Here is a 13,279-nt window from a genome sequence, read left to right as displayed (position 1 = left end):
CTTTTGACGAGGTGTTTTTTTATGTGGAGAAAACGGGCAGTGGTATGGTTAATTATTTGTATAACAGTAATTAGTCTCTTAATAGGAAGACTTGTTCAAGTACAGCTCGTATCAACAGAAAACTTTACAAATCATAACATTAATCTTCTTGAAGCAAGTGTCGTTCAACGCTCACAGCAAATGGTGATTGATAATGGGCGAGGAGGGTTTCTTGATCGCAATGGAGAGTCACTTGTTCACCGTAAGATTCCGGTCCTCATTCTTTTTCCTTTTTTGAAGAATATGGAGTGGGATAGTGAACAGGTCGCAGACATTATAAATGTACCTGTGGAATCAATTATATACAGAGTGAAGCAAGCGGAAGACCCATTTGCTTATGGTGATCCAAATCCGCTGAAACTAACAGATGCACAAATGGAGCAAATTAATGCTCTGAAAATACCAGGAGTGTTTGCTGTAGAGAGGAAATATTCGCTAAATGAGTATCCAGCTGAGCAACTTATTGGTATTACGGGACAAAATACAGTTGAATTACAAAAACGATACCCTGAGAAAGACTTGCTAGAACAGACCGTGATTGGGTTAACCGGATTAGAAAAAAGCTTTGATGAATTTTTGCTTCCTGATGGGAATTCCAAGCTTATCTACCATGTTGATGCAAAGGGTGGGCCACTGTTTGGGATTGATGTGAAATATGTCGAACCAGCCAATCCTTTTTATCCGGTTAATATTAAAACAACGATAGATAAAGACATTCAGGAAATGGCTGAAAATTTAGTTGATCAATACCAAATAAGTAAAGGGGGACTTGTGCTTTTAGACTTAGAGACGAATTCTGTCCTTGCCATGGTATCAAGACCCACTATCAACAAGGAAAAGCCGTTTGAAGATGCTTCGAGTGGTCTGAAGAACATGATGATTTCTGAGCAAATTGTTGGGTCTGTTTTTAAAACGGTAGTGGCTGGAGCCGCCATTGACTTTGAACTAGACAACCCCACTCAAATGTATGATTGTAGTAAAAAAATTAATGGACAACCTGACTTAGTGTATGATCATGGAATGTTAAACTTTACGGATAGCTTTGCAAGGAGCTGTAACAATACTTTTGGAACGATTGCAAAAGAATTAAAGGAAATTGATCCCAATATACTTGAGGAGTATGCAAATAAATTATCTCTTGTCGGTTCTGTTGGATGGAATGGTGATATCTATCATTTCTCTAATTTTAGGCAACTTCAAGAAGAACAAAAGGGCCGTGTGTTTTTATCAGAAGATGCTAAAAATGATAAGAATTTTGTTGCTTTGACAGGTATCGGTCAGCATGAGGTTCGTGCCACACCATTGGCCGTTGCCAATATGATGGGGACAATTGCCAAAGGTGGCGTCAGAGAGAGTGTCAGAGTGGTTTCAGAAGTGGAATACAAAAACGGGAACTCCCTACTACCATTCGAAAAGCAAGCTCTGCCTGGTGAATCTATTTCTCCTTATACCGCAATGAAGCTTCAAAAATTATTGCGTGAAGTGGTTGTAAATGAAAATGGAACGGGAAGATGGTTTCAAGAGCTGCCATATGAGGTTGCTGGGAAGTCAGGAACAGCTGAAACGGGAATCTTTAAAGAGGAGAAACAATTGCATAATAAATGGTTTGCTGGTTATTTTCCATACGATAACCCTAGATACGCTCTAGTAACGGTAAATTTAGGGGTTTATGGGGATGAAGGAGGAGTGAACGGATTATTTGCTGATATGGTTAAAAACGTATATAACTTGGATCATAATGAGCCTCTGTCGAAACGTTAATGTATTTGTAACGTGATTGTCCTTTTCGAATTTCTAGTAAAGTGGTAGAATGTATAGCGAGTTCGCTCTTAAAAGGATATTCAAAAGAGGTCTAGGAGGTTCGTATGATGCAAGATGATTTTCAGCAATCAAGATTTAATCAAAGGTCGAAGCGTCGTAAAACAAATCTGATTTTAAATGGTCTCATTGGAATAGTATTGGTTTTAATTATTGTTGTTTCCGGAGTGATTTTTTTAGGAAACGATGATAAAGCTACGACAGAAAAAGAGCAGGAACAAAGTATAGAAGCTTCAAATGATGTGAATGAAGAAGAAGAGTCTTCGGAGGAAGTAACAGAAGGAGCTGACTCAGAAATGGATGAGGGAGATTCGTCTTCAGACTCTTCGTCCTTAAGTGAAGAGTCGAGCGAGGAAGCTAGCTCTAATGATAACGAAGAAACAATTGTGACAGAAGGCGGCGCGGATTCTAATGTAGTTAGAACCATTGTTAACCCAAATTGGGAGCCAGTCGGAACGAGCCAAACAGGTGAACATACAAGCGTGTATAGTGGTGTGGATTGGGATGAAATGGTTTCTGCCATTGAATATGCCACTGGGTTGTCAGAGGATAATATGACGATCAAGTTCCTTGGAAATGATGGTCATAATAAATCAAAAGGAACCGTCTTTTCAAAGGACAGAACCCAAATTTATCGTGTTTCCATTGAGTGGGTGGATGGGGAAGGTTGGAAGCCTACATTAGTGGAAGAACTAGCGTCGATCGAATAAAACAATAGAGAGAGGTCTTTATAAGTGAAAATCGCAATTATTGGTGCAATGGAAGAAGAAGTAGCTTTATTACGAGAAAAAATCAGCAACCCGGAACAACAAACAATTGCAGGATGTGAGTTTACAACAGGTAGTATGGATGGGGCTGAGGTAATCCTATTGCGCTCAGGAATAGGGAAAGTAAACGCAGCAATGTCCACAACGATTCTATTAGATAGATTCAAACCTGATTATGTGATTAACACAGGATCAGCTGGAGGCTTTCATCCTGATTTAAATGTAGGAGATGTTGTTATCTCTTCTGAAGTTCGCCATCATGATGTAGACGTTACAGCATTTGGATATGAATATGGTCAAGTACCACAGCTTCCTGCAGCGTTTGAGGCTAATTCCGAGCTTGTTGAGATAGCAGAAACAGCGGCAAAGGAAATTGGTAGTGTGCAAGTTGTGAAAGGGTTAATCGCAACAGGTGATTCTTTTATGAATGATCCGAAGCGTGTGGATGCTATCCGTGATAAATTTCTTGATTTACAGGCGGTCGAAATGGAAGCAGCTGCAATTGCCCAAGTTTCCTATCAATTTGGGATTCCATTCGTTATTATACGTTCATTGTCTGATATCGCTGGGAAAGAATCAGATGTTTCCTTCGAACAATATTTAGAAAAAGCAGCACTTCATTCAGCCTCTTTGGTTATGAAAATCGTTGAGAAGCTAAAGGCTGATTAAACTATCCGGAAAAATTGCTATTAATTACATCCTCACTAACCAAGCGTTCTATGATAAAGTAGTTTCATAGAACAAGAGAAGGTTGCAGGTGAGTATAGTGAAAGATAGCAATGCAGGGAAAATGCTTGAAGAGAAAATGATTGACTATAAGAGGTTTGCGGTTGTTCTACTTGCCGTAGGCAGCTTCTTTTACCTAGGTGTTATCATTCCATCAGGTGAAAAAGTGCTAATCGATCTATATATGATGATGTGCTCATCTATGCTGTTTTTAGCGGGTTCTATTTACTTTTTTACTTTATCGAAGCAAATAAAAACAAAGCTTGATGACATAAATGAATAGGAAGATAGCTCTCAGCCTGCCTGAGGGCTATTTTTTTTTAGAAAATCTTTGAAAAAGGGGTTTACATAAATGGTAATAGTGGATATAATTACCACTGTAAGCAATAATTTCTAAAAAGGAGGTCGAGTGAAATGATTAAATTATCTGTAGCTATTGAAAAGAAGACAACTAAATATTTCACGCATTCGACCAATAGGAATGAATTGCTTAAGTAAATGTGAACATAACTTATGCCATTTCAAGCCGCTTGGAGAATGTACTCTTGCGGCTTTTTATATGCCTAAAAGTCGCAGGGGCTCTCTGCGGCTTTTTTGTGTGCAAAATAAGGAGGTGATAGATATGACCCTGAATATATTATTCTTAACAGTTACAATTAAAAAACGTAATGTGTCAGCTGCTGAATACGAACGAGCAGAAATGGCAAAAAAGCAATATGAAGCTACTCGCGATCGTATGCTTTCCATTCAACGATTATTTTAAGGCTAGAATAACAACAAAAAAATAAAGAAAGGTGGGAATGAAGATGATTTATTTCATGCAAGATCGTAAGGCAGTTTTATGGGTGGAGAAGGATACCACCTAACGAATTTATGGTGAGGAGGGGAAATAGATGTTCCTCCGTGTATTGTTGCTATCTCTAGAAATGTATCGTTTAAGAAAACTAAAGTAGAGTTCTTCCCCCGGAGATCTCTGGATTTAAGTGACTTAGCGCATTATGTAGGCTTCATAAGTAACAAAATGTTCACATCCTTTCTCCATTTTGCTCTGAATAATATGGTACATTCGAAGTAACAAAAGGAAGAATAGGGGTGGTAACATGTTCGCAATCGTTATGGGTTTAATTATATGCGGATCTGTAGGTTGTATTATTGCTGCCGAAGTTTCCGTAGAATAGAAGCTTGAAACACCGACCACCATGTCGGTGTTTTTTTTAATAGTCTTTTTCTATTTAAATATAATTAAGTGGGACAGACAAATACGACCACCTCGCTTCATAGGTTGTTTTTGACACTCTTAAATTACCGAAAGTTGACGGTATTGCCTGTCCGGAAGTGGTCGAGTATAATGTCCATGAATATATTCCGGAGAAAGGAAAAGACGACTCCCATAATGTATAACTGCGCCAACAGTTATACGGGAGACGTCCCACCAAAAAGTATATGGTTATTGTATCAGATTATAAGCTGATTGAAAACAATCTAACTGGAGTTTTTCGTTAGAGGTGCGGGGAGGATTCCTTCTCCATGTTGTGGGAAAGACATGTTGGTAATAGGATCTAAGAATCGTAAATCTATTGATCATTCAGGGCAGAGTAAGACCTATAACATCCGAAGACTAAGGTGCACTTGTTGCTGTACGATACATCATGAACTGCCGGATATATTAATCCCTTATAAGCGCTATGAAGCTGAATGTATTGAAAGCGTTCTCTCGAATCCATCCGACCATACTGTTCCAGCCGATGATTCTACTCTTTCGAGATGGCATGGCTGGATTCATGAATTTGTGGATTATTGGTTGGGGTGTTTAACATCCATCATGATCAGAACCAATCAAGGAAACATCCCTCTGGATTTCTCGTCCGAAAGTTCAGGGACTGCACTTCAAAGGATAGGGCGCTTGGCAGGAGATGCCAATGGATGGCTGACAAGAATTGTCCGGCCCATTGTAAATATTAATTTTTGGATACATACCCGTTCTGCATTCATTGTCCAATAACCCCTGATTTACACTCATGATAGACACAGAGAGGAGAGTGTATCATGAGGAATCATAAGAAATCAGAAGAATTGGCAGTGCAGCGTTTTCAGCTGATATCCCCTTTATTGGCAGAAGGACTTGATGCTGGAAAATTAAAAGAGTTAAAAGAACAGATTGCGAAAGCCAATGGCCTTTCAGAAAGAACTATTAGGCGATATTTAGCTCAATTTCGTGAGGATGGATTTGGGGGATTGAAGCCACAAGGAAGAAAAGGTTCTCAAAAGTCAGAAGCTATCCCTCCTCATATATTGGAACAGGCTATTCTTCTTCGAAAAGAAGTGCCAAGCCGTAGTGTGGCACAGATTATCCAGATTCTTGAATGGGAAGAATTAGCTGAACCAGGACAAATTAAAAGATCCACACTGCAGGAAAAGCTGACTGAAAAAGGATATAGTTCGCGACATATGCGCCTATATTCTCAAACTGGAGTTGCCGCCCGACGATTTCAGAAACGGCATCGGAACCAACTTTGGCAATCAGATATCAAATATGGCCCATATTTACCTATTGGTCCAAATGGAATCAAGAAACAAGTATATCTTGTCGCTTTTATCGACGATGCCACAAGGTTAGTGGTTCATGCAGCCTTTTATCCTACTCTAGATTCAAGAATCATTGAAGATGCATTCCGACAAGCAATCCAAAAATATGGTGTTCCGGAAGCAGTGTATTTTGATAATGGAAAGCAATATAGAACCAAGTGGATGTCACGCACATGTTCCAAAATTGGCACTCGTCTTACTTACACAAGGCCTTATTCTGCCGAATCAAAAGGAAAAATTGAAAGATTTAATAGAGTTATAGATTCATTTATTAGTGAAGCTGTCATCGAAAAGCCCAATACTCTAGATCGACTGAATGAACTTTTTCAGGTGTGGTTGACAGAGTGTTATCAGAATAAGCCTCACTCTGCACTTGGGGAGAAAATTAGTCCGGAAACAGCTTTTCGTTCGGACAGGAAAGCAATTCGCTTTATCGATCCTGATACTTTAAGCAATGCCTTTCTTCATTGCGAAACAAGAAAAGTTGATAAGTCAGGATGCATCAGTTTCATGGATCACAAATATGAGGTGGGTTTAACATTTATTGGACGACAGGTTGATGTTGTCTATGATCCTGCGAATATCGAGGAACTTACCATTGAGTTCGAGGGTTATACTCCTTGGAAAGCTAGAAAGCTTGTCATTGGGGAAAGAGCTGGAAAACGGCCTGAATTACCTGAGCACCTGAAGGTGCAGAGTGTTGACTCTTCAAGACTATTAAAGGCAGCTGAACGAAAGAATCAGGAACGTCAAATCGAACAAAAACCTGCCGTAACCTTCCGTGCTGTCTGGAAGGAGGATGATTCTCGTGTTTGAAACCTTTTATGAAATGGACAATACACCTTTTACCAGAGATCTACCAACAGACCAACTTTATGATTCTTCCATGATGCAAGAAATCCTTGGAAGGCTAAAATATGCAGCCGATAGACAGCTTTTTGCGGTCCTAAGTGGAGATAGTGGTACAGGAAAGACTACGACAATCCGTAAGTTTGTGAATAGATTAGATAAAGGAAAATTTCATGTCCTTTATCTATCAGATTCAAAATTAACCCCGCGCCATTTTTATAAAGGGCTATTGGAACAACTAGGCTCTGAAGCGAAGTTTTATCGAGGAGATGCGAAACGGCAGCTTCACCGAGAGATAGAATTGATGAAAGGTATACGAGGACTCCAGCCAGTTGTAGTAGTGGATGAAGCTCACCTTCTGGACCGGGAAATGCTTGAAGAAGTTCGTTTTCTATTAAACTTCAAAATGGATTCGCAAAGTCCGATGGCGCTTATTCTCGTCGGTCAAAGCGAGCTATGGGATCGACTTCGACTGCAATCATATGCAGCCATACGCCAAAGAATCGATATCCAATTCCAGCTAGGCCATCTCGATCGTGCTCAAGTTGAAGAATATGTATCTAGGCATCTTCGTTATGCCGGAGTTGATCAACCTATCTTTTCTGATGGGGCGCTTGATGAAATTCATCAGTTCTCTGGTGGTGCCGCAAGGCTCATTAATAAACTTTGTACACATAGTCTTTTATATGGCTCACAAAATGGTCGAAGAATCATTGATGATCATATGATTAAGCAAGTTATCCAGGGGGAACTTTCATGAAAAGCCGCTGGAAAGAAATGAACTACAACGCTGAGTTGGATTGTTGGGTTGTGTTTTGGGGAGATAATACAGGTTATAAAATGCGTTGCGGTGAATGGTTTGATCTCCATCTAGGAAATGGAAAGATTCTATCTTGCCGTTTGGAACTGGGTAGAGACTGGTACATCATTACTGGCAGAAATGAGATTAGGTTCTACCTTAAGAATAATGAAACGTATCACGTTGATTTGTAAGATTCTAGGGGAAGCATAAAGGTGCTTCCCCTTCATTTTGGACAGTGAATCCGTCAGTGTTGGGACAATTAGTAACGTCAATTTCGGGACATAATAAAACGCCATTAACAATAGGTATTAACATGGGGGAAAGTCCTGAAAGTGGGGTGGAATAAATGTCAGGTATATTGACTGCACTTAGCTATTTAGTTAAGGAAATGGTGTTTTTAGTTTCCTATGTTAAAAATAATGCATTTCCACAACCATTATCATCGGCAGATGAAAAGAAATATTTACGATTAATGGCAGATGGTGATGCTCATGCTCGTAATATGCTTATTGAACATAATCTCCGTCTCGTCGCTCATATCGTCAAAAAGTTTGAGAATACGGGAGAAGATTCAGAGGATTTAATCTCCATAGGAACCATTGGATTAATTAAAGCCATTGAAAGCTATTCTGAAGGGAAAGGAACAAAACTTGCTACGTATGCGGCTCGTTGTATAGAAAACGAAATCCTCATGCATTTACGGGCTTTAAAGAAGACCAAAAAAGATGTGTCCCTTCACGATCCAATTGGTCAGGATAAAGAAGGAAATGAGATATCATTAATCGATGTGTTGAAGTCAGAATCGGAGGATGTCATTGAAACCATTCAACTTAATATGGAGCTTGAAAAGGTAAAAGAATTTATAGACGTGCTCGATGACAGGGAAAAGGAAGTAATCGTCGGTCGATTTGGTCTCGATTTAAAAAAGGAAAAAACACAACGAGAGATTGCCAAAGAGTTAGGCATATCAAGAAGCTATGTTTCAAGAATTGAAAAGAGAGCATTAATGAAGATGTTTCATGAATTTTATCGAGCGGAGAAGGAAAAGAGAAAGCGTGATTCTCAAAGTTAGAAGGAAGCAGGCATAGAACAATCTATGCCTATTTGAATGCAGAGAAAGTCCGCATTTGCCTACACCAATATGGACAATGATCATACATTGATTAGTAGGATATAAGTGTAAAGGAGGGTGAAAAATGCCATACGGTTATCCTTATCCATATGCTTATCAAGCACCATATTATGGTGGTGGTGGAGTAGCTTTAGCACTGCTTATCGTTTTGTTTGTCCTGTTACTCATTTTCGGTGGTTGGTGGTATTTTGCTGGTTATCGATATTAATTTTTGGACCCATCATTCTGGTGGGTCTTTCGGTATTCGAAACTTTTCGTAGAGTTTTCGGAAAAATAAATTTATAATAAAATAGACAATGATTAGGAGGGGTATGGATGACGAAAAGAAGTACTTATTATGATGTATGGGACCTTGACGTGTTTTTTTCAGGGGGAAGTTCTTCTCAAGCATTTATTAATCACATACATAGCTCAAAGGAAGATGTTGAAAGGTTTCGAAGCAGGGTAGGAGATTGGCAACCTTCAAATAAAATAACCGATCAAGAACAAATTGCAGAAATGGTTGAATTCTTTCAAACAGTTGCGAAACAGATCCGCCAGGCAGGGGCATTTGTTAGCTGTTTACATGCACAAAATACAAACGATAAGAAAGTTAGCGCACTTCGTGGGCAAGTAACTGAGCTTAGTGCGAGTTTACAAAATGCGCTCACGGTTTTTGATCAAAAATTAACTACCTACGACAATCAAATTTGGGAAGAATTGCTTCAGGGAGAATCTCTTCATCCCTTGCAGTTTGTGTTACATGAAAGACGTATGAATGCATTAGAGAGACTTTCTCAGGAAGAAGAAACAATCATTAATGCATTAAGCATTGATGGCTATCATGGATGGGGGCAATTATATGATACCATCGTGGGTACGATTAAAGTTCCATTTAAAGAAGGAAATGAAACAAAGGAGTTATCGGTTGGGCAAGCAGCCAATAAGTTCTCACATCCAATTCAAGTGGTAAGAAAATCAATCTTTGAAGGTTGGGAGGAAGCTTGGTCTGAAAAAGCAGAGTATTTGTCAAAAACGCTCAATCACCTTGCCGGATTTCGATTAAACACGTATAAGCTTCGTGGATGGGAAGATGTTTTAAAGGAGCCATTACAAATAAATCGTATGCAGAAGAAAACTTTAGACACGATGTGGCAGGTGATTTCCGATGCCAAAGCTCCTTTTGTAACATTTTTAGAGAAAAAAGCGAACTTACTAGGGAAGGATCGGTTAAGTTGGTATGACTTAGATGCACCCATCGGTCAGGTAGAATCAAAGGTTTCTTATCAAGAAGGTGCTGAATTTATTATTGAGCATTTTTCTCGCTTTGGAAAAGAAATGACTGATTTTGCGAGAAAGGCCTTTGAACAGAAATGGATTGAAGCGGAAGATCGTCCTGGAAAAGCACCTGGTGGTTTTCATACCTTTTTCCCTGAGAGTAATCAGTCAAGAATATTTATGACGTTCTCGGGAACACCATCAAATGTTTCAACTCTTGCACATGAATTAGGTCACGGCTTCCATACATATGCAATGAGAGATCAACATTATTTAAATAGAAATTATGCGATGAATGTAGCAGAAACAGCCTCGACCTTTGCAGAAATGATCGTAGCTGATGCTGCAGTCAAGCAAGCGAGGAACCCTGAGGAAAAGCTAGCGTTATTAGAGGATAAAATACAGCGTTCAGTAGCATTATTAATGAATATACACGCTCGCTTTCTATTTGAAACACGCTTCTATGAGGAAAGAAAAAATGGAGTCGTAGGAACAGAACGTTTAAATCAATTAATGAAAGAAGCACAGGAAGAGGCGTATGGGGGGGCATTAGATGAGTATCATCCATTGTTCTGGGCCTCTAAACTACATTTCTTTATCACAGGCGTTCCTTTTTATAATTTCCCTTACACATTTGGTTATTTATTTTCACTAGGAATTTATGCAAAGGCACAAGAAGAAGGGGAAGGCTACGAGGAAAAGTACGTTGCGCTGTTAAAAGATACAGCCTCTATGACTGTAGAGGAATTAGCTTGGAAGCATTTGAATGTTGATTTAACAAAGCCGGATTTTTGGGAAAAAGCTGTACAGCTATGTGTAGCTGATGTTGAGGAATTTTTATCGTTAACGAAATGAGAAATATAGACACGGGCTTTTTAAGACTGTGTCTATATTTTTTTTAATTTGAACGGACTAACCATGAAAAAAGAAAGAATAATAATGAAAAAGAGGAACATTTCAGGAAGTAGAAACGGAAGCAATAGATAGCTAAAGGTCAATAAGCAGCCAGCAGCTGTAATCGGTAAACCGGTAAAATAGCTTTGATCCTCGCTAATATTAAAGCGAGCAAGACGAAACGCCCCACACGCGATATAAAAAATCGTAAAAAACGTTCCAGGAAAGTCAAACTCAAATAATATTCCTTGATAAATCAATAGTGCAGGTGCGACACCAAATGATATAATATCACTCATGGAATCTAATTGTTTGCCAAGTTCTGATTCAATATGAAGTTTTCGGGCAACCATTCCATCAAATCGGTCAACGAATGCAGCAATAAAAATTAATAAAAGGCTCAAATCTAAATTCCCTTTAAGGCTCTCAATCACTGCAAACCCACCAAGAAAGAGATTGATGAATGTTAAAAGATTGGCCGTTTGAATTCTTAATTTTTTGAGTGTTTGATCGAGTACGTTTAATAAAAACAAATATGCCTCACCCCTATATGGAAATGGTAAAAAACATCCTAATTATAAGTAATGATTGGTGTTCTTGTTTTATTCGTTTATTGCATGAGAATTTTCCCATAACGGAGGTCAATACATTGTTTCAAACCATTTATCGTTTCATGATTGAATTAACCAATGGCAGATGGTCTTCCTCGCTGTTGAAGAGATTTGCTACATCAAATATGAGTCGTTATGTTGTTCCTCACTTTTCAAGAATCTATCAAATCGATACGGAGGAAATGGAAGGAGATCTCAAGGAATTCTCCACACTCCATGATTTCTTTATCCGAAAGCTGAGGAAAGGGAGTAGGCCGATTAATCAGGACGCACAAGCTGTTACTAGTCCAGTTGATGCCGTACTTGAGGAAGTTGGACCTATTTCAGAACAGAAATTGATTGAGGTGAAGGGGAAAACATACTCAATTGAAGAAATGTTAGGTAATGATGCGCTTTTACAAAAATATATAAATGGAACCTTCATGGTTTTGTACTTAAGCCCGAGTCATTACCATCGTATTCATAGTCCCATTACTGGAAGGGTTACAGCCAGTTGGACACTCGGAAAGAAATCATATCCAGTCAACTCTCTTGGATTAAAATATGGGAAAAGTACACTCTCGAAAAATTATCGGACAGTGACCGAAATTAAGCATCAGACGGGTCATATAGCAGTGGTGAAGGTAGGGGCCATGTTTGTGAACTCCATTGAAGTTACACATGAGAATGAACATGTAGAAAAGGGCCAGGAACTCGCGTATTTTACATTTGGATCAACGGTCGTCCTATTGTTTGAAAAAGACTCTATCCAATCAACTTTAGAAAAATCGCTTCCATTTCCTATCAAAGTGGGAGAAAGAATTGCGTTATTAAAAGAGACATGATATTGTTTTGTGAGCGTAATGAAAAAAGCCCAACTATGGGCTATTTACACAATGATTTTGTGAGTTAATGAACGACGGTGAATTTCTGTCTCAATTAAATAAATAAAATCTTTGCTTAGTTGTAGTTCTCTCGCTTTAAAATAAGATTCAACAAGTAAGTCATCCGATAATTTACGCAATGGAAATCACACCTTTCTTTTCTTGTGAATGGTTCTACTGCATGGTGATTCATCATATAATGTAGGCTATGTAGCTGTACTCCTACTCTATCAAAATTAATAAAACAGAACAATCGTTCTGTTATCCACAAGTTATGGTGGATAACTTGTGATTAATTTGTTTATAAAAGTGTAATTCCTTTTTATGACAGTGTGAGTTTTGTGTATAAAGTTATCCACAGTGTTGAAGGACCGTGAAATTTGTCGAAAAATTTTCATTAATTTAATGAGGTGTAAGAAATGCTTAAGAAGTTTTTGCCGGATCAGCATGTCAAAAGTATTTTTGAAATTACTCCTGAAAGTTTAAAGGAAAAAGGAGTTAAGGCGATTATTACCGATTTAGATAATACTCTTGTCGAATGGGATCGTCCAAATGCAACACCGAACCTTATCAAATGGTTTGAGGAAATGAAAAAACATAATATTATTGTGACGATCGTGTCTAATAATAATGAAGGAAGAGTGAAAGCTTTTTCTGATCCACTAAATATACCTTTTATTTTTCAAGCTCGTAAGCCTTTGGCAAGAGCCTTTAAAAAGGCTATGAAGCAAATGGGAACATCTAAGGATGAAACGGTGGTTATCGGAGACCAGCTACTTACTGATGTTCTAGGTGGTAACCGTAGCGGGTTACATACCATTCTTGTTGTACCTGTAGCCTCAACAGATGGATTTGTGACAAAGTTTAATCGATTAGTTGAGCGAAGAATACTGAATTGGTTCCGTAAAAAAGGAATGATTGTATGGGAGGATTAA

At 38.6% G+C, this 13,279-nt stretch carries 16 protein-coding genes; 14 read left to right on the top strand and 2 right to left on the bottom strand.

Annotation, left to right across the window (positions count from 1 at the left end):
* Window positions 1-21 precede the first annotated feature (21 nt).
* The 12 genes from MKX65_RS17110 (at window position 22) to MKX65_RS17055 (ending at window position 10,831) form a co-directional block, all read left to right on the top strand.
* Window positions 22-1,800, top strand: coding sequence for a peptidoglycan D,D-transpeptidase FtsI family protein (locus tag MKX65_RS17110; RefSeq protein WP_340904713.1), 1,779 nt, complete (start codon window positions 22-24; stop codon window positions 1,798-1,800).
* Between the two features lie 104 nt (window positions 1,801-1,904).
* Complete coding sequence (locus tag MKX65_RS17105) at window positions 1,905-2,567, top strand: YrrS family protein (RefSeq protein ID WP_340904712.1); 663 nt, start codon at window positions 1,905-1,907, stop codon at window positions 2,565-2,567.
* Between the two features lie 24 nt (window positions 2,568-2,591).
* On the top strand, window positions 2,592-3,293 hold the full coding sequence (gene mtnN / locus MKX65_RS17100) for a 5'-methylthioadenosine/S-adenosylhomocysteine nucleosidase (protein WP_340904710.1): 702 nt from the start codon (window positions 2,592-2,594) through the stop codon (window positions 3,291-3,293).
* A gap of 88 nt (window positions 3,294-3,381) precedes the next feature.
* Complete coding sequence (locus MKX65_RS17095) at window positions 3,382-3,633, top strand: YrhC family protein (protein WP_340904709.1); 252 nt, start codon at window positions 3,382-3,384, stop codon at window positions 3,631-3,633.
* Window positions 3,634-3,972: 339 nt separating this feature from the next.
* On the top strand, window positions 3,973-4,113 hold the full coding sequence (locus tag MKX65_RS17090) for a YrzI family small protein (RefSeq protein WP_340904708.1): 141 nt from the start codon (window positions 3,973-3,975) through the stop codon (window positions 4,111-4,113).
* A 723-nt stretch (window positions 4,114-4,836) separates the two neighbouring features.
* Window positions 4,837-5,352, top strand: a complete 516-nt coding sequence (locus MKX65_RS17085; protein WP_160549921.1) for a DUF6431 domain-containing protein — start codon at window positions 4,837-4,839, stop codon at window positions 5,350-5,352.
* Between the two features lie 44 nt (window positions 5,353-5,396).
* Complete coding sequence (locus MKX65_RS17080) at window positions 5,397-6,752, top strand: DDE-type integrase/transposase/recombinase (RefSeq protein ID WP_160549919.1); 1,356 nt, start codon at window positions 5,397-5,399, stop codon at window positions 6,750-6,752.
* A complete protein-coding gene (locus MKX65_RS17075; protein WP_340902837.1) occupies window positions 6,745-7,545 on the top strand; it encodes an ExeA family protein in 801 nt (266 codons plus the stop codon). Before MKX65_RS17080 ends, MKX65_RS17075 begins: the two co-directional genes overlap by 8 nt.
* On the top strand, window positions 7,542-7,778 hold the full coding sequence (locus MKX65_RS17070; protein ID WP_169102663.1) for a DUF5348 domain-containing protein: 237 nt from the start codon (window positions 7,542-7,544) through the stop codon (window positions 7,776-7,778). Before MKX65_RS17075 ends, MKX65_RS17070 begins: the two co-directional genes overlap by 4 nt.
* Before the next feature lie 155 nt (window positions 7,779-7,933).
* A complete protein-coding gene (gene sigK / locus MKX65_RS17065; RefSeq protein WP_340904706.1) occupies window positions 7,934-8,659 on the top strand; it encodes an RNA polymerase sporulation sigma factor SigK in 726 nt (241 codons plus the stop codon).
* Window positions 8,660-8,783: 124 nt separating this feature from the next.
* On the top strand, window positions 8,784-8,927 hold the full coding sequence (locus tag MKX65_RS17060) for a hypothetical protein (RefSeq protein ID WP_340904705.1): 144 nt from the start codon (window positions 8,784-8,786) through the stop codon (window positions 8,925-8,927).
* A gap of 107 nt (window positions 8,928-9,034) precedes the next feature.
* The gene (locus MKX65_RS17055) at window positions 9,035-10,831 is read left to right on the top strand and encodes a M3 family oligoendopeptidase (RefSeq protein WP_340904703.1); all 1,797 of its coding nucleotides are present in this window, start codon (window positions 9,035-9,037) and stop codon (window positions 10,829-10,831) included.
* A gap of 32 nt (window positions 10,832-10,863) precedes the next feature.
* On the opposite strand, the gene pssA is transcribed toward MKX65_RS17055, so the two are convergent.
* A complete protein-coding gene (gene pssA, locus MKX65_RS17050) occupies window positions 10,864-11,403 on the bottom strand; it encodes a CDP-diacylglycerol--serine O-phosphatidyltransferase (protein ID WP_160547471.1) in 540 nt (179 codons plus the stop codon).
* Window positions 11,404-11,519: 116 nt separating this feature from the next.
* Between pssA and MKX65_RS17045 the strand changes: the two genes are divergently transcribed.
* Entirely contained in the window at window positions 11,520-12,305 is a 786-nt protein-coding gene (locus tag MKX65_RS17045) for a phosphatidylserine decarboxylase (protein WP_340904701.1), read from the top strand.
* A 44-nt stretch (window positions 12,306-12,349) separates the two neighbouring features.
* On the opposite strand, the gene MKX65_RS17040 is transcribed toward MKX65_RS17045, so the two are convergent.
* Window positions 12,350-12,484: a sporulation histidine kinase inhibitor Sda gene (locus MKX65_RS17040; protein ID WP_119709206.1), complete on the bottom strand. Its 135-nt coding sequence runs from the start codon at window positions 12,482-12,484 to the stop codon at window positions 12,350-12,352.
* Window positions 12,485-12,763: 279 nt separating this feature from the next.
* Here MKX65_RS17040 and MKX65_RS17035 point away from each other — a divergent pair, with 279 nt between their 5' ends.
* Complete coding sequence (locus tag MKX65_RS17035) at window positions 12,764-13,279, top strand: YqeG family HAD IIIA-type phosphatase (RefSeq protein ID WP_340904699.1); 516 nt, start codon at window positions 12,764-12,766, stop codon at window positions 13,277-13,279.

The organism is Robertmurraya sp. FSL R5-0851 (assembly GCF_038002965.1).
In the GTDB taxonomy this organism is placed as follows: Bacteria; Bacillota; Bacilli; order Bacillales; family Cytobacillaceae; genus Robertmurraya_A; species Robertmurraya_A beringensis.
This window is presented reverse-complemented; position numbering and strand designations above follow the sequence as displayed.